This window comes from Streptomonospora mangrovi, assembly GCF_027604915.1.
Lineage (GTDB): Bacteria > Actinomycetota > Actinomycetes > Streptosporangiales > Streptosporangiaceae > Streptomonospora > Streptomonospora mangrovi.
In genome coordinates, this window is sequence record NZ_JAJAQC010000031.1 from 42,898 (window position 1) to 64,159 (window position 21,262).

The following is a 21,262-nucleotide window of genomic DNA, read 5'->3' on the forward strand; positions in this document are numbered from 1 at the left end:
CGCACACGGTGACACGCGGGTGACCTGCGCGAGTGCGGCGCGTGGCCGCCAGGGAACGCACCGTTTTTGGAAATAAGCCTTTCAGATCTTGACGCGCCGCGAACACAGCTCTTAGGTTTCTTAACAATTCACTCCGGTCCGGATCCGACCCCCACAGCGAACCCGGCCCCGCGCGCACCCCGGGTCCGCGTCCCTTCCCCGCTCACGGACGCACGGACACCAAAGGAGCCCCCCGTGACCGCTCCCCGCACCCCCCGCCGCCCGCGCCTGGCGGCGGCCCTCACCGCCGCGGCCGCGGCCTGCGCCCTCGCCCTGACCGGCGCCGGCCCCGCCGCCGCCGACGACCAGGCCGACGCCGCCGCCACCGGCCCCTGGCTCACCGGGTACTGGCACAACTTCGACAACGGCTCGACCACCCTGCCCATCAGCGAGGTCCCCGCCGCCTACAACCTGATCGCGGTGGCCTTCGCCGACAACCTCGCCGGCGTGCCCGGCGGGATCACCTTCAACCTGGCCTCCGCCGAACTCGGCGGGTACACCGAGCAGCGGTTCAAGGACGACATCGCCGCCGCACAGGCCCAGGGCCGCAAGGTGGTGCTGTCGGTCGGCGGGCAGAACGGCCACGTCAGCGTCACCAACGCCACCGAGGCCGCCAACTTCGCCGACTCCGCGCACGACCTGATGGTGGAGTACGGGTTCGACGGGATCGACATCGACCTCGAACACGGCATCAACGCCCAGTACATGGAGGAGGCGCTGCGCTCCCTGCGGTCCCAGGCCGGCGCCGACCTCATCATCACCATGGCGCCGCAGACGATCGACTTCCAGGCGCCCAGCTACGCCTACTACCAACTCGCCCAGAACATCGGCGACATCCTGACCATCGTCAACATGCAGTACTACAACTCCGGCAGCATGCTGGGCTGCGACGGCCAGGTCTACTCCCAGGGCACGGTGGACTTCCTCACCGCCCAGGCGTGCATCCAGCTCGAAATGGGCCTGCGCCCCGACCAGGTCGGCCTGGGCCTGCCCGCCACCCCGCAGGCCGCCGGCGGCGGCCACCAGTCCACCGGCAACGTGATCGCCGCGCTGGACTGCCTGGAGTCGGGCCGCTCCTGCGGCGCGTTCACCCCGGCGCAGCCCTACGGCCCCATCGGCGGCGCCATGACCTGGTCCATCAACTGGGACGCCACCAACGGCTACGCCTTCGCCAACGCCATCGGCGCGCGGCTGGGCACCGCCTGACCACGGCGCCGGGGCCGGTCCCCGCCGCGCCCCGCCCTGCCCCGCGGGCGCGGCCGCGGCCCCGGCGCCCCCGTCCGGCCCTGCCCCCGCCGGACGACCGGGCGGCCCCGCGCATCCCCTACGCGGGGCCGCCCGCCCGCTCTCCCGCCAGGGCGGGCGGGCGGCGGGGGCGGGGGGGGGGCCCCCCCCCCCCCCCCCCGCGGCGGCCCCCCCCCCCCCCCGGGCGCCGCCGGGGGGGGGCGGGGGGGGCCACGCCGTCACCCGCCTCGGCCGCCGCGCGGCGCTCGGCCGGCACCTCGCCGTAGAGGGTGGTGCGCTGGCGCAGCGGCCGGCCGGTGGGCGCCACCAGCGCGCGGATGTCGCTGATGGTCTTGTAGGACCCGTTGTCGCTGCCGGCCATGCGGCTGATGGTCTCCTCCATCAGCGTGCCGCCGACGTCGTTGGCCCCGCCGGTGAGCAACTGCCGGCAGGTGTCGTCGGCCAGCTTCACCCACGAGCACTGGATGTTGTCGATCGCGCCGTGCAGCAGCAGCCGCGCCAACGCGTGCACGGCGCGGTTCTCGCGCACGGTGGGGCCGGTGCGGGCCAGGCCCGCCAGGTAGATCGGCGCGTTGGTGTGCACGAACGGCAGCGGCACGAACTCGGTGAACCCGGGGCGGCCGGTGCGCTCCAGCGCCCGCAGTTGCAGGGACCGCAGCAGCTTCAGGTGGGCGACCCAGTGCCGCGGGGTGTCGACGTGGCCGTACATCATCGTGGAGGTGGTGGGGATCCCCAGCTCGTGCGCCGTGGTGACGACCTCGATCCACGCGGCGGCGGGCAGCTTGCCCTTGGTCAGCACCCAGCGGACGTCGTCGTCGAGGATCTCGGCGGCGGTGCCGGGCAGGGAGTCCACCCCGGCCTCGCGCGCCCGCTCCAGCCAGGCGCGCACCGGCAGGCCGGTGCGCGCGGCGCCGTTGACGACCTCCATCGGGCTGTAGGCGTGCACGTGCATGCCGGGCACGCGCTCCTTGACGGCGCGGGCCAGGTCGAAGTAGGCGGTGCCGGGCAGGTCGGGGTGGATGCCGCCCTGCATGCACACCTCGGTCGCGCCGGCCTGCCACGCCTCCTCAGCGCGGTCGGCCACCTGCTCCAGCGACAGGGTGAACGCGTCGGCGTCGGTGCGGCGCTGGGCGAAGGCGCAGAAGCGGCACCCGGTGTAGCAGACGTTGGTGAAGTTGATGTTGCGGGTGACCACGAAGGTGACGTCGTCGCCGACCGCATCGCGCCGCAGACCGTCGGCGAGCGCGGTCAGCTCCTCCAGTTCGGGGCCGTCGGCGTGCAGCAGCGCCAGCGCCTCCTCGTCGCCGAGCCCGGCGGGGTCGGCCTCGGCGCGGCGCAGGGCGGCGCGCACCTGGGGGTCGAAGCGGCGCGGCGCGCCCGCGCCCGGCGCGGGCTCCGCCAGGCGCGCGCGGACCTCGTCCCAGTCGCCGTAGACGGCGTCGAAGTCGCCGCGCCGGTCGCCGGTGCGGCCCTGGGTGTCGACGGCGGTGTGCAGGTCGGTGCGCCCGGCGGCGCGGAGCTGGGGTTCGGGCTCCTGCCAGGGCCGGCCGCGCACCTCGGCGTCCTCGCGGGCCAGGCCGGTGGCGGGGTCGGCGAGCGCGTCGACGTGGGCGCGCACGCGCGGGTCCAGCCACGGCTCGCCCTGAAGCACGTACTCGGGGTAGACCGTGAGGCGTTCGCGCAGGGTGAACCCGGCGGCGGCGGTGTGCTCGGCCAGGGCGTCGATCTGCGGCCAGGGGCGCTCGGGGTTGACGTGGTCGGGGGTCAGCGGCGAGACCCCGCCCCAGTCGTCGATGCCGGCGCGCAGCATGAGGGCGTACTGGTCGCCGATGAGGTTGGGCGGCGCCTGCACGCGCGCCTTGGGGCCCAGGACCAGGCGGGTGACGGCGATGGTGGCCGCGAGGTCGGCGAGTTCGGCGTCGGGGCGGTGCATCATCGCGGTGTCGGGTTTGGCCCGGAAGTTCTGCACGATGACCTCCTGGACCGCGCCGTACTCGCGGGCGGCGCGGCGGATGGCGAAGACGGAGTCGACGCGCTCGGCGAGGGTCTCGCCGATCCCGATGAGGATGCCGGTGGTGAAGGGGACCGAGCACCGCCCGGCGTCGTCGAGGACGCGCAGCCGCACGGCCGGGTCCTTGTCGGGGCTGCAGTAGTGGGGGCCGCCGCGCTCGGTGAACAGCCGCTCGGAGGTGGTCTCCAGCATCATGCCCATGGACGGCGCGACGGGCTTGAGGCGCTGGAAGTCGGCCCAGCCCAGGACGCCGGGGTTGAGGTGGGGCAGCAGGCCGGTCTCCTCCAGCACCAGGACCGCCATGGCGCGCACGTAGGAGAGGGTGTCCTCGTAGCCGCGCTCGTCGAGCCACCGCGCGGCCTGCTGCCAGCGGTCCTCGGGGCGGTCGCCGAGGGTGAACAGCGCCTCCTTGCAGCCCAGGGCGGCGCCGCGGCGGGCGATGTCGAGCACCTCGTCGGGCGAGAGGTAGGGCGCGGGCAGGCGGCCGGGGGTGGTGGCGAAGGTGCAGTAGTGGCAGCGGTCGCGGCACAGCCGGGTGAGCGGGATGAACACCTTGCGGCTGTAGGTGACGGTCCCGGGGCGGCCGGCGGCGGCCAGGCCGGCGTCGCGGACGCGGCCGGCGTGGTCGAGCAGGGCGTCGAGGTCGTCGCCGCGCGCGTGCAGCAGGACCTCCGCCTCGGCGGGGTCCAGGGGCTTGCCGTCGCGGGCGCGGGCCAGGGCGCGGCGCATGGCCGAGGGAGCGGGGGCGGGTGCGCTGGTCTCGGATCCGGCAGAAGTCATACCGGCGACGATACGGCGGAGGCCCTGGGCCGCACGGCGCGCCCCGCCGTGGTGCGGCGGGGCGCGGGCGGGGCGTGCGTCACGTGGCGGGGGGTGCGTCACGTGGAGGGTGCGTCATGTGGAGGGGCGTGCGTCACGTGGCGGGGCTGAGGCCGCGCCGCTTGGCGGCCGCGCGGTCGGCCAGGAAGTCCGCCCAGCGCCGGGTGATGGTGTCGAGGTCGTAGGCGGCGGCCGCGCGGCGCGCCTCGGCGCCCATGCGGCGGCGCAGCGCGGGGTCGCGGGCCAGCCGCAGCAGCGCGTCGGCGAGTGCGCCGGGGTCCTGCGGCGGCACGAGCAGGCCGGTGCGGCCGTGGTCGATGATCTCGCGGGGGCCGTGCGGGCAGTCGAAGCTGACGACGGGCAGGCCCACGGAGAACGCCTCGATGATGGTCATGCCGAAGCCCTCGGAGCGGGAGCTGACGGCGAGCACGGAGGCGGTGGCGAGTTCGGCGGTGAGGTCGCGGGTGCGGCCCATGAGCGCGACGCGGTCGGCCAGGCCGTGGGCGGCGATGAGCGCGCGCAGCGCTTCGTCGTTCTTGGCGGTGCCGTAGACGCGCAGCCGCCAGTCGGGTTCCTGGCGGGCGAACCGGGCGAACGCGTCGAGGAGGAGGGGGTACTGCTTGACGGGGTCGGCGCGGCCGGCGGCGGCGACCACGGGCGCCTCCAGCGCGGCGGGCGGGCGGGGGCCGGGCGGCAGCGGGTTGGGCATGACGGCCAGCCAGTCGGGCGGGGGCGAGCGCAGCAGGCGGTGGTAGCGGGCGCGGTCGGCCTCGGTGAGGACGGTGAGGCCGTCGAGGCGGCGGTAGCGGCGGGCGATGGCGAACCGGATGTCGGGGGCGTGCCGGTCGAGGTGGACGTGCTCCTGGCCGATGCGCAGCAGCCGGGGCGGCGCCCACCGGGCCAGGAGGAGGTTGAGGCCGGGCCGGGTGCCGATGGCGGCGTCGGCGTCGGTGCCGCGCAGGTAGGCGGCGAGGGCGTGCATGCGGCGCGCGTCGAAGACGCGATGGTTGCGGACCTCGGTGAGCGGGACGGTGCCGCCGTGGCGCCGGTGCCGCCACCGGTCCAGCCCCCGGGGCTCGGGCGGTCCCGCGTCGGGCGGCTCGCCGGGGCCGGGGCTGAGGGCGCGCAGGGCCACCCCGTCGGGGAGGGTGAAGAACGGCCGCTCGCGGTGCCGGGCGAGGCTGACGATCTCGACGTCGTGCCCGGCGGCGGTCAGCCCCTCGGAGAGGGTGAAGACGGTACGGATGGTGCCGCCCATGCCGTAGGCGTTGGCGATCAGGAACGCGATCTTCACGGGGCCTGGGCCTCCTCGGCTGCGAGTTCGGCGGATCGGGGGATCGAGGGATCGAGGGATCGGCTGCGAGTGGGGAGGGGGCCGCGAGCGGGACGGCGCGGATGGCGGTCGTGCGGGGTGGGGCGGGTGCGGTGGCGGTGCGGGTGGTGGTGTGGGTGGCGGTGTGGGTGGTGGCGGTGGTGCGATTGGGGACCGGGATGTCTCTGTTACTCAAGGGCTACGGTGAGTGAACCCGGCACCAACAAAGCAGAAACCGACGGCCAAGACAAGGCCGGAGACCCAACCCGCACGCGAGGCGGAACGCAATGCCCGGTTCACCCAAAAAGCCCAGGTCATAGCGATGGAGCGGGAGGCGACCACCGACCAACGGGTCGGGCGATCAGGGAGGTGACGAGGCACCGAGGCCGAGCGGGGACCGGACGCGCTGTCACCGATCAGCAGGCGGATGGTCGGGGCGGCGACGAAGCACCGAGGCCAAGCGGGAGTCCGGCCGGGCGCCATCGGTCAGCATGGCGGATGGTCAAGGTCGCAACGGGGCAGCGAAGACGGGCGCGGGTCCAGGTACGCGACCACCGACCCTCAGGGCGGAGGGCGAGGGTGGCGAGAGGGCGCCGAGGCCGAGTGGAAGTCCGGGCGCGCGGCCACCGATCAGCAGGGCGAATGGCGGGGTGGCGACGAAGCACCGAGGCCAAGTGGGAGTCCGGGCGGGCGGTTACCGGCGCTCAAAGCGGATGGTCAAGGTCGCGACGGCGCGCCGAGGCGAGATGGGGGTCCGGGCGGGCGGTTCGACGGAGGGGCGGGTGAACGGAACCCGCATCTCGTCGGCGCGCGGCGCGGAACTTTCTTTCGGTTTGTCCCCTTTTGCTCTTACACATCGCTGCCACAGTGAGGCCAGACAAGCCCCCAGGAGGCTCGAGCATCCGAATGGTGAGACACCCGGGGCGCTCGTGGCGCTCTTTTGTCTTCTATGCCCGATTTCAAGGGCGACGGAAGTGCTCTTTCCTTCGACGCGGCGACGCGTAGCCGCATCTCGTGGTGAGAGAGGCCGTATTCGTCTCACCATGTGAGATCTCAGGCCGCTGGTGACCGACTCGTCCGGTTTGGGAGCGAGGCGGTCTCGGCCAAGCGCGCACCAGTGGCCAGACGAGCGGCGACAAGCCCCCCGAGCCCCGCGCCCAACCGCCGTGCTCGCCCGAGGCGCCCCCACCAAGCCGAGCCGGACCCGCCCACCCGGGCCATCCGCCACCCTCCGTGCCCCCGTCGCCCACCCCAACCGGCCGCACCGAAGACCGATGGCCGCGTACCCGGACCCGCCCCTGCCTTTGCTGCCCTCGTCGCGGCCTCGACCATCCGCCCCGCCGCGCGGAGACCGCTTGCCCGAGCGCCCGCCGCCTTCGGCGCCCCGTTGCCTTCATCAGCCACCCGCGCGCGACCCGGCGACCGCCCGCCCCCACCACCCGCCGTCGTCGCCGCCCCGTCGCCCACCTCGGGCATCCGCCCCGCGACCCGGCGACCGCGCACCCCAACCCTCCGCCGCCGTCGCCGCCTCGTCGGATACGCCAAGCGCTGGAGCGCGAGCCGATGTCCGCCTGCCCGGGCCATGCGCCGCCCTCGGTGACCGTCGCGCGCCTCGACCACTGACGGGCGGTCCGATGACCGCCTACCCGGGTCTCCGGCTGCCGCTGCCGACGCCGACGCCCTCGCTGTCGCCTTGGCAGTCGTCGCCGCTAGGCGCGCTTGCGGGCGCGGATCAGGACGATGCTGCCGCGCGTGTTGGGCTGGCGGGCGTCGTCCAGGGCGATCAGCGGCACCAGCGGGGCGGCGGCGTTGAAGCCCACTCGGCCGCCGTGGGCCGACAGGGACAGGTAGGTGCGTTCGGCCAGCGCGCTGCGGAACTGGTAGCTGTGGCCGAGCACGTCCAGGCCGCAGTCGTCGAGGAGTTCGGCCAGCACCGTGTGGGTGTAGGTGCGCTGCACGTGGTAGCGCCGACTGTGCGCGGCGAACAGGTGGGGCCAGCGGTCGCGGCGGGACAGGCAGTCGGCCGACATCACCAGTTCGCCGCCGGGCTTGAGCACGCGTGCCATCTCGCGCAGCGCGGCCGGGCCGTCGTCGAAGTGCTCGATGGCGCAGATGGACAGCACCTTGTCCACCGCGCCGTCGCGCACCGGAAGACGCAGGGCGTCGGCCTCCAGCAGGGCGGGGGCGTGCCGCAGGCGCGCGCCGCGCACCATCTTGTGGCGGGCGAGGTCGACGCAGATGGCGTTGGCGCCGCGTCGGCGCGCCTGGCCCGCCCAGTAGCCGTCGCCGCCCGCGACGTCGAGCACGGTCTGGCCGCGCAGGTCGGTGCCCAGCCAGCGCAGCAGCGTGCCCGCCTCGCGGTAGCGGCAGACATGGACCTGGTGACCGGCGAAGGCGACGACGTCAGGCATTCCCACGCGGCACAGCCTACGGCCTACGGGATGGCGGCGGCGCCGGGCACGGAGTGCCGGAGGACTGGCGTGAGGCGCCGGGATCAAGGTGCCGAAGGTGCCGGGTGACCGGGCACCGGCTGTCCGGGCGTCATGCGGCCGGAGCGGTGCCCCACGTTCCCGGGCGCCGCGATGCCGGAGGGGCGCTCCGCATTCCACGGCGGCGCCATGCGCCGCAGTCCCATGCCCCGGACTCGGGGCACTGCGGAGCGGGAACGCTGCCCGGACCTCACGGCGCCGACGGGCCGGAGCGGTGGGGCGGGTCGGGGCGGTGCTGGGCGGGCTCGGTGGGGTGCGGGGTGGCCCCCGGGCGCGCGGGGGTGGCCCCGCCCGGGCGTGGGAATACGGAGGCGCCGCGCCGGCCCGGGGGGACGTCCCTGCGGACGGCCTCGATCCCGGGTGCGCTGCGGCCGGGCGGCCTGGCCTCGGGCGGGTCCCAGGGCTCCTCGGGGAGCCCGAGGTAGTCGGCGCCGGCGCCCAGCAGCGTGCAGAAATTGCGGTGTCCGGCGCCACGCATCCGGTGGTCGGCCGGCCGGTCCAGAAACGAGTAGCCGCTGCTGGGATCGGCGATGCTCTCGAACGCCGCCTGAACGGCGCCGTGGAAATCCTCGGCGTCGCGCGGCCGCCACCAGTATTCGCCGTCCTCCTTGGCGAAAAAGGACCGGCAGTCGACGCCCACGCCGTTTTCCTGCCATTCGACCATGGTGCCCGCGTTGTCGTATGCGGCCTGCCGGTGTTCGCCCCACTGGTCGCGCGGGACGCCCGCCGCCTTCATGATCCGCTCGGCCTCGATCTGGAAGGACTCCAGGTCCCAGCGTCGGCGGCCAGGGTCGCGCACGGCCGCGCGGCGGGCCTCGCCGCCGGGCGGCACGACCAGGGCGTCGGGCGCGCCGGGGCGGTAGAGCACGCGGAATTCCGCCGGGCCTTCGCCGCCCGCGACAAAGAACGGAACGAAGGGGATATCTCCCTGCCCCTGTCCCATAGCGGGCCCCATTTCGTCATCGCCGCCGCACCGGACCGTCAACGGGGTGCGGTGTCCGCACAGGCGAACGCCGGTCCGCGACCGGTCGAACACTTTCTGCAATTCACAATGAGATCCGACAAATCAAGCACTTATATCACGCGTCGAAGATCCGGGGGTAGGGGCTCGGCGGGCATCAGCGGTCTGTCAGGGGCGCGGCAGCGGGCGGCGTTAACGTCAGCGTCATCCGCCGTCCAGCGCGCCACGGGCGCCGCGGCGGGAGGTGAAGGAGTGGCCGATGCCGAGTGCGACAGGCGCCGCGGTGCCGCCCCGCGACGCGCAGGTGGCGGGCGCCCCCGAACTGGCCGTGCGCCACCGCGAGCACGCCGGCGCGCGCGGCGCGCCGGTCGTCCTGGTGCACGGGCTGGGCGGCACCCTGGAGGAGTGGGAGCCGGTGGCCGCGCTGCTCGCCGACCACCACCCCGTCTACTCCGTGGACCTGCGCGGGCACGGCCGCTCGGGGGGCGCAGCGCACGCCGAGTACACCGTTGAGGGCTGCGCGGCCGACATCGGGCGCGTCGTGGACCACTTCGGCCTGCGCCGCCCGGTGGTGGTCGGCCACGAACTGGGCGGGGTCGCCGCGCTGGCCTGCGCCGAGCGCCGCGCCGACCTGGCGGCGGTGGTCAACCTCGGCGGTTTCGGCCGGCCCGATCCCGGGGTCCTGGCCGAGCGCCTGGGCATGGCGCCCGGCGAGGCCGCCGTGCACGCCGCCGCCGTGCACCGCTTCACCGTGGAGCAGACCGCCGAACTGTTCGCGCCGGTGCCGGCGGCCACCTTCGAGCGCGCTCTGGCCGCCTGCCGCGGCGACCCCCTCGGGCTGCCCGGTGCCGTGCTCGTCGCGTCGGCCCGGCGCGCCGCCGCGACCGCCGACCAGCTCGTCTACACCCGCCCCGGGTCGCGGGCGGTGCGGGCGCTGCTGGCCGGGCTCGCCGAGCGCGACCCCCTCGCTCTGGCCGAACGCGTGGCCGCACCCGCGCTCACCCTGGTCGCCGCCGACCCGCCGCCCCCGATGCCCGGCGCGCCCGCCCGCTTCGCCGACGTCGTCGCCGCGCACACCGCCCACGCCCTGGCGCGGTCGCGCCCCGGTTCGCGGGTGGCCGCGGTCGCGGGCACGCACCTCCCGCACCTGGGCCGGCCCGACACGGTCGCGGAACTCCTCCGGGAGTTCCTGGCCGAGCACTGAGGAGGCCGCGACGGTCTTCTTTCGAGAGGGCCGTGGGGAACGCCGCTGGCAGTCCTGTCGGAAGCGCCTCCGGCAGCCCGCCGGCAACGCGGGACACCGCCCCGCGCGCGTTCGGGCGCGCGCGGGACCGCCGGTGCGCGGGACCGCCGACTACGCTGACGACGTGCTGAGCCGCCTCCGCGCCAACCGATGGGTGCGCCTGTCCGTCGTCGCGCTCGTCCTCGCCTTCGCCGGCGCCGCCCTCTACAGCCGCTGGGACGAGGCGCGCGACGCGCTGAGCGCGCTGTCGCCCTGGGTCCTGGCGGCCTCGGCGCTGGCGGCCATGGCCGGGCTGGGCGCGCAGATGATGGCCTGGCGGGCGATCCTGGCCGGCCTGGGCTCGCGGCTGCCCGTGGCGGCGGCGGCGCGCGTGATGTTCCTCGGCCAGCTCGGCAAGTACCTGCCCGGGTCGGTGTGGGCGTTCGTCGCCCAGGTGGAGCTGGCGCGCGACCACCGCGTGGAGCGGCCGCGCGGCCTGAGCGCGACGCTGCTGGCGGTGGCGGTGACGCTGACCGTGAACCTCGCCGTGGCCGCCGCGACCCTGCCGTTCGTCTCCGAGGCCGCGGCGCGCCGCTGGTGGTGGGTGCTGGTGTGCGCGCCCCTGCTGCTGGCCGCCCTGCACCCCCGGGTGGTCACGGCGGCCGTCCGCGCGGCGACGCGGCTGGTGCCGCGCGCGCGGCGGCCGGCCGGCGCCGCGCCGGACCGGATCGGCGGGCGGGCGATGGCGGCGGCGGTGGCGTGGTCGCTGGCCGCGTGGGTACCGCTGGCCGTGCACGTGTGGGCGCTGACGGCCGCCGCCGGCGCGGGCGGCGACCCCCGCGCCCTGCCGGCCGCCGCCGGGGCCTACGCGCTGGCGTGGACGCTGGGCGTCCTGGTGGTGTTCGCGCCCGCCGGCCTGGGGGTGCGGGAGGTGGTGCTGGTGGTGGGCCTGGCCCCGGTACTCGACCCGGGGTCGGCGCTGGTGGTGGCCGCGCTGTCGCGGTTGATCATGACCGTGGCCGACCTGGCGTGCGCGGGGCTGGCCATGCTCGCGACCCGCTCCCCGGTGGCACCCGGCCGACCGGAAGCCTCCTGAGCGGCGCGCCTCGCGGGTGCGGGCCGCCCCGGCGGGCCTCATCGGGCGCCGCCCGGCCGTACCGGACGCAAGCCGCCCTTTTCCGGCCACCGGTCACCGGCCCGGCGCCCGGGAAGTGCCATGGAGGGCGCACGGCAGCCACCCGGACAGGCGGGGTCAGGGGGCACCGCCCCTCCACATCCCCGCGAAGCTTGGCGAGCCCGGCCGACCGGTGACCGGTCATGCGCGAACACGGTTCACCGGCCCGGTCATCGGCCCAGTGTTCTCCCCGCGCCTGGGTGCTGCCACGGCGGGCGCAGGGCGGACCGTCCGGACAGGCGGGGATCAGGGAACACCGCCGCTCCACGTGCTTGGAGTTTGGCGAGGGCGGCCGACCGGTGGGCGGCCGGCGCGGCGCCTCTGAGGGCGGTCGGCCCGACCGCGTCGTTCTTCCTCGCGAGGACCTCGGCGCCGCGTGTGCGCAGATCCTGCAACCGCTGGGCGCTGGTGACGGTGCGGGTGGACAGCGGGAGAGGGTCGGCGCCGGCTGTGCCGGCCGGGGCGGCTGTGCCCGCCGTCCCGGTGGCGGCGGCCCTGCCTCCCGCATCCGCCCCGCCGGCCGCGCGTCGGGCCGCCGCTTCCGCGCGTACGGCGAACAACTGGTGCCCCTCGGCGGCGCGCAGCAGGGCCGCGGCCTCCCGCAGGCCGACGCCGGGGGCCTCGGCGCGGCGGGCGCTCATGTCCGCCAGCGCCTCGGCGGCGTCGCGGACCCGGGGGTCGTGTGCGCCGAAGTGCCGGGCCAGCTCCCGGGGCAGCCGGTGGAACATCACCTCGGCGTCGGCCCAGTTCCGGCGCTGCTCGCCCGCCTCCTCCCCCGGCTCGGTCTCGGGGCCGTCGGCCAGTGCCCGCAGCAGCAGGTAGGAGTCTGCCGCGCGCCGGGCGGGGTTGTCGGCCTCCACCTCCTGGCTGATCCCCCACGCCTCGCGCAGCAGGTCGCGGCGCTCCCGCGCCTCGCCGCGGCGCGCCTCGCCGTCGCGCACCGCCTCGCCGAGCCGGGTGGGGCCCTCCTCCCACAGGGCCAGGTCCGCCAGCCACTGGGCGTGCGCCTGCGCGGTGTCGCGCAGGGCCAGGTACGTCTCGGCGGTCTCCGAACTGCGTTCACCCACCGCATCGCCCCGCTCCAGATACCGCACCGTGCCGCGCAGCCTGTCGGCGAGGTCGATCAGGTCGTCCTCGGCGGTGAAGGCGCCCGCGGCCAGCCGCCGCCGCGCCAGTTCGGCGTAGGTGTGGGCCACGGGCCGCATCCCGGGTCCGGCCAGGTCGAGGTCGACGCCGTCCAGGAGGTCGGCGGCGCTCCGCATCGCGGTGTACTCGACGGCTGCCCGCTGGGGCGAGTCCGGCAGGCTCTCCGCCCACTCCGTCTGCCGGTGCAGCAGCTCGGTGCGCAGCTCGCGGAGCCGCTGCCCCGTGCCGGGGCGCAGCCGTTCGATGGCCTCGGCGTTGCGCAGGTGGGCGACGGCGTCGGCCGGCGGGGCCGTGCGCGCGGCCTCCTCGAAGTGGGTCTGGAGGCGTTTGAGGTCGGCGTGGACGGTGTCGGCGAGCATGCGGCGCTCGGCGTCGGGCAGGGGTACCGGACCTTCGGTCAGGTGGGTGTACGCCCGGGACAGCCCGTGGTGGGCGAGGTGCGGGTCGCCCATCGCCATCGAGCTGCGCCCGGCGATGAGGGCCGCCTCGACGGCGTAGGCCGCCAGCCGGCTGTCGTCATAGGCCGACGTGGCGAACTCGGCGCCGGCGGCCCACTGGCGCGCGTTGGCGTAGTCGCCCCGCGCGTACAGCTCGGCCGCCTGCTGCACCCGCCGGTGCAGGTCGTCTTCGAGGGCGGCCCGGTGCGCCTCCGTCGCGGGGTAGCGCTGACCCGGCTGCCGCCCGCCCTCGACGTGGTTGACCGGGTCTCTGTTCCCCTGCTTCGGCCCGGCCGCGTCCTCCGCCATGTGCTGCCCCTCCCCCGAACTCGCGTGGTGCGCTCCCCCGCGCACGGCGCTCCATCGCCAAGCGCCGTCCTGTCCGACCGGCGGCGGCACTCGGCGGTTCCCCTGGTCAGCGCCGTATGGGCGTGATCGTCACCACCGGCGCCCGGGAGCCGGGGCGGCGGAGGGCTGCTGGAGCGGGGCCACAGGCGCGCAGCGCGACGGCGCGCGGCACCGGCGCGGAAATGTTCAAGGCACCGGGGCGGCAGATCACCCGGGCGCCGAGGCGGCGGAGCCGCTCAGGCGTGACCTCGGCCGCGCAGGCGGGCGGCTCGGGCCGCCGACGCGGGGGTGGTGCGGGCGGCGGACGCCGTGGTGGTGCCCATCCGGCCCAGCCGGTCTTTCGCGGGGAGGAAGCTGTCGGCCGTCACGCCGCTCCGGGGAGCGCCCAGTCCCCGCGACCGAGCGCTCCAGCCGCGCGCCGCGCCTTCGCGCTCCCGGCTCGCGGCCACCGCCCGGCGCACGCCCGGGGGCGTGTACCGCCCCTTCTCCAGGCGGTCGGCCCGGGCGCGCAGCTCGGCGAGTTCGGCGCTCCGCTGCTCGGCGGCCCGGTCCGCCGGCCGGTCGGGCGGCACGGCGAGCTGGGCGGCGGGATCGAGCGGTCCGTCCGCCGGGCGGGCGGAAGGCCGTCCGGCGCCGGGCGCGGCGGCGCGCGGGGCGGTGCCGACCTGGGCGTGGTAGCGCTCGGCGTTGGCGATCAGCTCCCGCGCCGCGCCGGCGGCGTCCTTGGCCGTCGCGGCGGTGGCGGCCTGCTCACCCTCGGCGAGGTGGCCGCGGGCGCGCTCGGCCGCGATGGCGTACAGCACCTCGGCCGTCTGACCGGGCCGCCGGTCGCCGGGCGGCAGGACCTCGCGTAGCGCCTGGGGCAGGTCCGCGAACTCGCGCTCCGCCGCCGACCAATCGGCGCGGGTGCCGCTCTCGGCGAGCGCCATCAGGTAGGCGAAGGAGTCGGTGAGCAGCCGTGTCGAGTTGGCGGGCTCGTAGGCACGGCTCAACTCCCACACCTGCCGCAGGTGGTCGCGTCGGCTGCGCATGCCGTTCAGGTGCGCGCGGTCGCCGTCGGGGGAAGCGGTCTCCGTCTCCTCGGCCTGGCGCTCCTTGGACGGCTCGGCCTCCTGCCCGCCGGCGGCACGCAGGGCCGCTTCAGCGCCGGCGGCGCGCGCCGTGTGCACCTCGCGCAGCGTGAGCCCCACCTCCCGGGCGTACTCCCTGTCGCTCGCGTCCTTGCTTGCCGCGAGCGCGCCGTGCGCGTCGCCCAACTCCTCTGTCAGCTCGGTGAGCAGGACACCGGGAAGCTCCCTCCCCGTCTCCCGCACCGCCTCCAGCCACATCCGCACGGCCCGCGTGTGCGAGATCCGGCGCGAGTGCTCCTCGTGGAGGAACCGGAGGTCGTCGAAGTCCGTGGTGAGGTCCTTGACCGTCACCGCGAGATCGTGGCGGGCGTGCGGGTCGGCGAAACCCTCTGCCCGGTCGAGCAGCGCTTTGGCCAGGTAGAGCCGCCCTGCGGGACCCGTGGAGGCGCGCCGCTCGGCCTCCGTGATGGCGCCCAGCAGCTTCCGCGAGATCATTCGGAACTGGTGCGCCGTGCCGGCGTCGCGGGTGTGGGCCGCGGCGGTGTAGAGCTGCTCGTGCACATCCTGCACGTCTTGGAGGACCTGCGGGACGAGGGAGTCCCGCCGATCCTGCGGCCAGACGTGCGCGTTGTCCCGCAGCATCATGTAGCCGACCCGCAGGTACTGGGCTGCGTCGTCCATGCGTACGGCGGCACCGCCGAAATTGCCCTTCTTCAGCAGGTTCCCGCCCAGGCCGACCAGCGCGTGGCCGGCCGCCAGCCTGGCGGAGGTCCGCACCCCCTGGAACGGGGGGTCATCACGACCCGCCGTGGCGTCCAGCACCGCCTCGGCCCATGCCAGCGCCGCCTCCGGCAATCCGTCCCGCAGCAGCCCTTCGGCGCGGACCAGGGCCGTGGTGGCCTCCACGAGCCGGGTGTCGCCGCTCCACGAATCGCCGCTCTCGCGGGCGCGTACGGCGAACGCGTACGCGTTCGTGACCTCGGCGCGTTCTTGGTCCTCGTCCGCCGCCATGGGCCCGCCTTCCGCCGATCGCTGGTGGGGCGGCAACAGCATAGGCCGGTCGCGGTGCCCACCGCGCGGCGGGCGCCCGCGACCGCCTCACCTGGGGCGGATCCGCGCCGCGCGCGCGACGGAGGCGGGGTCGGCCGGCGCGGGGCGGCGGGCGGCGGCACCCGTGGCGGCCTTCCGCCGAGCCCCGGCGGACTTGCCGGAAGCGCTGCGCCCGGCGGCGGCCGCGACCGCCGGACCCAGCCCACCGCCGTGATTGGCGCGCATGGCGACGTCGGCGATCTCCGCGCGCAGGTCGGCCAGTTCACCGGTGCGCCGCTCGGTGTCGTTCGCGGGGAGGCGGGGCGGGGGCGGGGTGGCGATGTCGTCCCACGCCAGCGCGCGGCCGGGGGGCACGGCCGGGGGCCGCCCGCGCGACCCGCTCCGCCCCCCGGCGGGCACGGCCCGCTCGACCTTCGCGAGGAGGACGTGGTGTCGCTCGGCGCGCTCGACGGCCCACTTCGCCTCCTGGAAGTCCGCACCCGCGTCGGCGCCCGGCGCGGCCGCGCCGCGCTTGGCGGCGTGCCCGGGCAGCAGCGCCCGGGCGTGCTGGGTCGCCATGGCGTACAGCAGTCCGGCGGCCACCCGCGCGCGGGGGTCCCCGGCCTCCAGCAGGTCACGCGGCAGTTCGGCGAGTTCGGTCAGGATCTCCCGGCGCTCCTGGTGGTCGGCGCTGCCGCCCTCGGAGACCGCCACCAGGTAGTCGTAGGCGTCGCCGAGGCGCCGCGACGGGTCGGTCTCGTGCTCGCGGCTGATCCGCCAGACGCGTTCGAGGGCGCCGCGACGCTCCGCGAGCTGGTGGGTCGCGTTCTCACCTTCCCTGAGTCGGCCCTGCGCCTCGTTCCCCACGAACCGGGCGTACGCCGCCAGGGCGGCCCGCAGGAGCAGGTGGATCTCCCGCCGGGCGGCCTCGCCGCCCGGCGTCTGAAGGTCGGGATCGTCGCCGTGGGAGCGGCGGTCGAGGCCGTCGATCCGCTTGGTGAGGAGGGTGATGTCGTCGACCACGTCCGTGCGGTCCGGCGCCTCCTCGGCGGCCTCGGCCCACTCCAGGTTCCGCCGGTGCGCCTCGGCGCTGAGCGCCTGGAGCATCGCCCGGTCGCCCGGTTCCACGACGTCGTCGGTCCGTGCGGCGGTGAGCAACCAGGCGCCGTCGATGAGTTGGTGGCGGCCCTCCAGGCTGTCCACCTCCCGCGCCTGCCGCAGCAGCCGATCGGCGAGGACCAGCCGCCACCGGGGTCCGTCCTTCGCCCGCTCCTCGAAGGAGACCGCGGCGTTCAGCACCAATTTCGCGTTCGCCCGGTAGTCGGCGGCGCCCTCGCCGCCGACGCGGGGCGCCATGTCGTGGCAGTACCCGTGCAGGTCGAGGATGCCGGCGGCGGCCTCCCCGATGAGCCCGTCGCGGACCGCCTCGTTGGGCCAGGGCACGGCGGGGTCGCGCAGCAGGGTGTAGGCGCCGGCCAGGTCGTCGGCAGCCGGACCGACCAGGCCGAGGCCGGTGGCGCTGAGCCCCCGGACGAGCAGGGCGGTGGCGTGCTGGTGGGGGAACAGGTCGCCGCCCAGGTCCTTGACCGCGTCGGCCACGCCGGTGGCCCAGGCGCCGGCGGCGGCGGGCCTGCCGTCGAGGAGGAGCCGCCGGGCGTGCAGGACGCGCCTGTTCAGCTCATCGCCCAGCGCCTCCCAGTCGGCCCTGGTCCGCGCGGTCGCCGCCCGCCGCACGACGTCACCGTGGAACCTCGCGGCGTTCTCGATCTCGCCCCGGTCCCGGTCGCCTTCCGCCGCCATGCCCCGACCTCCGCTGCACTGGACGAACCAGCATCATACGGTCATCGGTGTCATTTCACCCGGGGTGCCGCCACCCTGCTCGGGTGCGGGACGCGGCTGACCTCCGTGGCGGAGCCCGGCCGCGCGGCGTCGCCCGGCGCGGTGCCCACGCGCAGCCGCTCCGGGCGCCCCTTGTGCGCCCTCGCGTCGTGGGCGGCGCGCGCCGCCCGGACTCCCGCGAGGAGCTGGGCGCGCCCGGCCCGCTCGTCCACCTTGAGCGCCGTGAGCGCCCGCCGCAGGGTCTCCTCCATCTCGGTGAGGCGCAACCGGTCCTCTGAAGGCTCTTTCCCCTCTTTCTCCTGCGGCCCGGTGGTGCGGCCCCCCTCGTCCCTCTCCTCCCCCTGCGGTCCCGTGGTGCGGGGCTCCTCCCAGGGCCGGTCCCCCGTGATCCCCATCAGCTCGCGCTGGCGCCGGATCGCCTGGCGGGCCGCGTCCCGCGCCGCGCGCGGCTCACCGGCGTCCAGGTGCGCGCGGGAGCGGGCGTGGGCCATCGAGGCCAGCAGCTCGGTGGCCGCGGCGACCCGGGGGTCATTGGCGCCGAACATGCCCTCGAGGCGCCGGGGCAGGTCGCCGAAGTGCTCCTCGGCCGTGGCCCAGCCCTCCGGTCCGGCCCACGCCAGGGCCCTGAGGTAGTCGTAGGAGTCCGCCAAGAGGGGCTTGCCGAGGGATCCCGCCGCGCGGCTGGCCTCCCACGCGGTTCGGCACCACTCCCGGTGGGCCGCGAGCGCGGCGTCCCGCTCGGCGCGGAGCAACCCTGTGTCGGTGGCGGCCTGACCCGCCCCCGTGGCGCCTCGGCCGTTGGCTGCGGAACCGGCCGGCGCGGCGGCCTCCCCGCTCCGCCCGGCCGCCGCGGCGAGGGCCGCGGTGCGGTCGTCGGCCTGGGCCCGGTACCCGTCGGCCAGGTGCCGCGCCACGTCGCGCAGGGCCCGGCGGACGTCGACCACGGCCGTGGTGCCCGCTTCGCCCGGCGCCCGGCTGACCAGGTCGTCGGCCTTGCGCAACTGGTCGGCCAGGGCCGCCAGTTCGACGCGGCTGTCGGTCTCCCCCGCGCCCAGCCACGCCCGGATCCCGGCGGCATAGGACCACAGCGCCTCGCCCAGGTGGGGGGCGCCGGGCGTCAGGTCCGGGTCGGCGAGCAGCCGCGCAGCGGTCATGCGCGCCGCGTGGTAGGCCGTCTTCCGGGGGCCGGTGTCCTCCGCATCCGCCAGCGCCCGCCCCTGGAGGTGCAGCAGCCGGGTGCGCCAGCCACGCGCGCGCCGGGGGTGGGCGGTCTGCGGCAGCAGCGCGTCGACGCGCAGCGCGCGCGTCATGTCGCGCGCGGCCGGCCCGGACCGCTGCCCGGAGGTGTCGGAGCGCTCCACGAGCCGGTCCCGCAGCGCGGTCAGCTCCGTGCGCACCCGCTCGGCGAGGAGGCGGCGCTCGGCCTCGGCGGGGAGGCGCCCGGGCGCGTGCACCAGGCGGTGCGCCGCCGTCAGGTGCCGGTAGGCGTCGTCGAGCCGGCCCAGGCGCAGGGCGCTGCCGCCGGCCGTGAACGCGGCCTCCAGTTCGAGGTGGACCGGGCGGCTCGGCTCCGCGAGCGCCTTCAGGCCGGCGGCCGCGCTGTCGGCCCACTGGTAGGCGTCGGCGAACCGGCCGTCCCGGTACAGGGCCGCGGCGTGCCCCAGGCGCCGGTCCAGGTCCGCATCGGCGGCCCGGGCCAGTTCGGCGCCGGAGGGCCCGTGGGAGCGCCGCAGCTCGGCGAAGACCGCGAACGCCTCCTGCGGCCCGTCGGGTCCCCGGGGCACCGCCACCCGCCCCTGCCGCCCGTCCGCCCCGTCCATGGCCGCCTCCCGTGGTCGCCGGTTCCGCGGCCACCGAGCGTACTCCCGCGCGGCGCGCCCCGCCCGGCCCTGACCACCGCGAACGCCTAACGGGACGCGGATCACACCTCCGGCGGGGCCACGCTGCCGCCGTCGAGGGTGCGGGAGGGGTGGGCGGCCTCGCCGCCGCGCAGCGGCGGCACCCAGCCGGCCTCGGGGTCGTAGCGGCGCACGATCCGCCCCGGCACCCCCGCGATCACGCTGTAGTCGGGGTAGTCGCCGGGGCGCACCACCGAACTGGCGGCGACCACGCAGTTGCGGCCCAGGCGGGCGCCCGGCAGCACCACGGCGTTGGCGCCGATCCAGGTGCCCGACCCGATGCGGACGGGGTCGTCGGCGGGCCACTGGCGGCCCACGGGCACGTCGGTGTCGGCGTAGACGTGGTTCTGGTCGGTGATGTAGACGTAGGGCCCGGTGAAGACGTCGTCGCCCAGTTCGATCGAGCGGTGGGCCACCACGTGGGAGCCGCGCCCGATCGTGCAGCCGTCGCCGATCCGGATCAGCGGGTGCGGCCCCAGGTCCAGGCCGGGCACCATGCCGGCCGTCAGCGTGATGTCGGCGCCCAGCAGGGTGTGGGCGCCCAGTTCGATCCAGGGCTCGCCGAAGACGGTGGCGGGCGGGAACGCGATCGAGGTGCCCGGCCCGTAGGCGGCGAAGCGGCGCGCCGCGCGCGAGCCCGCGCGGACGTCGGCGTTGCGCCGCGCCCAGGACCACAGTGCGCGCAGCGTCCAGGAGAGGAGTCGTGACACCCGCATCCCCACATCTACTGGCCGGTAGTAACGGGATGCAGCGTATTATCCCCGCCCCCGCCGGGCGGGCGGGCGCCCGGGTGGCCGCCCGCCCGGCCGGCGCTACAGCGACAGGTGCGCCAGCACGTCCTGGCGGGTCAGCAGCCCTGCGGGCTTGCCGTCCATCAGCACCACGACCGCGCCCGACTGCTGGAGGAGTTCCACGCAGCGGCTGACCGGCTCGCCGGAACCCACCACGGGCAGCGGGGCGCCCATGTGCTGCTCCACCGGCTCCTCCAGGCGGGCGCGCCCGTTGAACAGGGCGTCGAGCACGTCGCGCTCGGCGACCGCGCCCACCACCTCGGCCGCCATGACCGGCGGCTCCTCCTTCATGACCGGCAACTGCGAGACGCCGAACTCGCGCATGATCGACACCGCCGTGCCCACCGACTCGTGCGGGTGGATGTGCACGAACTCCGGCAGGTCGCGGCCCTTGGCGGCGAGCACGTCGCCGGCGGTGGCCTCCTCGGTCTCCTCGGCCAGGAACCCGAAGTCGGCCATCCACTCGTCGTTGAAGATCTTGCCGAGGTAGCCGCGCCCGCCGTCGGGCAGCAGCACCACGATGACGTCCTCGGGGGAGGCGGTGGCCGCCACCCGCAGGGCCGCGACCACGGCCAGTCCGCAGGAGCCGCCCACCAGCAGCGTCTCGTCGCGGGCCAGGCGCCGGGTCATCAGGAAGGACTCCTTGTCGCTGACCGCGATGACCTCGTCGCACACGGCGGGGTCGTAGGTCTGCGGCCAGATGTCCTCGCCCACGCCCTCGACCAGGTAGGGGCGGCCGGTGCCGCCGGAGTAGACCGAGCCCTCCGGGTCGGCGCCGATGACCTTGACCCGGCCCTCGGAGACCTCCTTGAGGTAGCGCCCGGCGCCGGTGATGGTGCCGCCCGTGCCGATCCCGGCCACGAAGTGGGTGATGCGCCCCTCGGTCTGCTCCCAGATCTCCGGCCCGGTGGAGCGGTAGTGCGACTCCGGGTTGCCCGGGTTGCTGTACTGGTCGGGCTTCCAGGCGCCGGGGATGGTCTGGGCCAGGCGGTCGGAGACCGAGTAGTAGGAGTCGGGGTGGTCGGGCGCCACGGTCGTGGGGCAGACCACGACCTCGGCGCCGTAGGCGCGCAGCACGGCGAGCTTGTCCGAGCCGACCTTGTCGGGGCACACGAACACGCAGCGGTAGCCCTTCTCGGCGGCGACGATCGCCAGGCCCACACCGGTGTTGCCCGAGGTGGGCTCCACGATGGTGCCGCCGGGCCGCAGCTTGCCGCTCTTCTCGGCCTCCTCGACCATGCGCAGGGCGATCCGGTCCTTGACCGAACCGCCGGGGTTGAAGTACTCGACCTTGGCCAGCACGGTGGGGGCGAGCCCGCTGGTCACCTTGTTCAGCCGCAGCAGCGGGGTGTTCCCCACCAGTTCGATCAAAGAGTTGTGGACCCGCATCGCTGAACCTCTCTCACTACGGCGCCGTCGCCCGGCCCCGGCG

The 21,262-nt window shown here is 76.0% G+C and carries 11 protein-coding genes and 2 pseudogenes; 3 read left to right on the plus strand and 10 right to left on the minus strand.

What is annotated here, in order from left to right; all coding sequences use genetic code 11:
- Positions 1 to 234: 234 nt before the first annotated feature.
- Positions 235 to 1,239: pseudogene (locus LG943_RS17885) on the plus strand (chitinase); the annotation flags it as partial.
- Positions 1,240 to 1,465: 226 nt separating this feature from the next.
- Here the strand turns inward: LG943_RS17885 and LG943_RS17890 are convergent.
- The 4 genes and pseudogenes from LG943_RS17890 to LG943_RS17905 form a co-directional block, all read right to left on the minus strand.
- Positions 1,466 to 4,075 (minus strand): annotated as a pseudogene (locus LG943_RS17890) (bifunctional FO biosynthesis protein CofGH); the annotation flags it as partial.
- A 133-nt stretch (positions 4,076 to 4,208) separates the two neighbouring features.
- Complete coding sequence (locus tag LG943_RS17895; RefSeq protein WP_270073447.1) at positions 4,209 to 5,408, minus strand: glycosyltransferase; 1,200 nt, start codon at positions 5,406 to 5,408, stop codon at positions 4,209 to 4,211.
- Positions 5,409 to 7,135: 1,727 nt separating this feature from the next.
- Positions 7,136 to 7,837: a class I SAM-dependent methyltransferase gene (locus LG943_RS17900; RefSeq protein WP_270073476.1), complete on the minus strand. Its 702-nt coding sequence runs from the start codon at positions 7,835 to 7,837 to the stop codon at positions 7,136 to 7,138.
- Between the two features lie 268 nt (positions 7,838 to 8,105).
- On the minus strand, positions 8,106 to 8,960 hold the full coding sequence (locus LG943_RS17905) for a hypothetical protein (RefSeq protein WP_270073448.1): 855 nt from the start codon (positions 8,958 to 8,960) through the stop codon (positions 8,106 to 8,108).
- A gap of 175 nt (positions 8,961 to 9,135) precedes the next feature.
- Between LG943_RS17905 and LG943_RS17910 the strand changes: the two genes are divergently transcribed.
- Both LG943_RS17910 and LG943_RS17915 read left to right on the plus strand, forming a co-directional pair.
- On the plus strand, positions 9,136 to 10,080 hold the full coding sequence (locus LG943_RS17910) for an alpha/beta fold hydrolase (protein ID WP_270073449.1): 945 nt from the start codon (positions 9,136 to 9,138) through the stop codon (positions 10,078 to 10,080).
- A gap of 163 nt (positions 10,081 to 10,243) precedes the next feature.
- Positions 10,244 to 11,194: a lysylphosphatidylglycerol synthase domain-containing protein gene (locus tag LG943_RS17915; RefSeq protein WP_270073450.1), complete on the plus strand. Its 951-nt coding sequence runs from the start codon at positions 10,244 to 10,246 to the stop codon at positions 11,192 to 11,194.
- Positions 11,195 to 11,442: 248 nt separating this feature from the next.
- On the opposite strand, the gene LG943_RS17920 is transcribed toward LG943_RS17915, so the two are convergent.
- The 6 genes from LG943_RS17920 to LG943_RS17945 form a co-directional block, all read right to left on the minus strand.
- Positions 11,443 to 13,164, minus strand: coding sequence for a hypothetical protein (locus tag LG943_RS17920; protein WP_270073451.1), 1,722 nt, complete (start codon positions 13,162 to 13,164; stop codon positions 11,443 to 11,445).
- 275 nt (positions 13,165 to 13,439) lie between these two features.
- Complete coding sequence (locus LG943_RS17925; RefSeq protein WP_270073452.1) at positions 13,440 to 15,284, minus strand: hypothetical protein; 1,845 nt, start codon at positions 15,282 to 15,284, stop codon at positions 13,440 to 13,442.
- 87 nt (positions 15,285 to 15,371) lie between these two features.
- The gene (locus LG943_RS17930) at positions 15,372 to 17,102 is read right to left on the minus strand and encodes a hypothetical protein (RefSeq protein ID WP_270073453.1); all 1,731 of its coding nucleotides are present in this window, start codon (positions 17,100 to 17,102) and stop codon (positions 15,372 to 15,374) included.
- 50 nt (positions 17,103 to 17,152) lie between these two features.
- Positions 17,153 to 18,961 (minus strand): hypothetical protein, encoded by a 1,809-nt coding sequence (locus LG943_RS17935; RefSeq protein ID WP_270073454.1) that lies wholly within the window; start codon positions 18,959 to 18,961, stop codon positions 17,153 to 17,155.
- Between the two features lie 101 nt (positions 18,962 to 19,062).
- On the minus strand, positions 19,063 to 19,755 hold the full coding sequence (locus LG943_RS17940; protein WP_270073455.1) for an acyltransferase: 693 nt from the start codon (positions 19,753 to 19,755) through the stop codon (positions 19,063 to 19,065).
- A gap of 96 nt (positions 19,756 to 19,851) precedes the next feature.
- Positions 19,852 to 21,219 (minus strand): cystathionine beta-synthase, encoded by a 1,368-nt coding sequence (locus tag LG943_RS17945; RefSeq protein ID WP_270073456.1) that lies wholly within the window; start codon positions 21,217 to 21,219, stop codon positions 19,852 to 19,854.
- Positions 21,220 to 21,262: the final 43 nt, after the last annotated feature.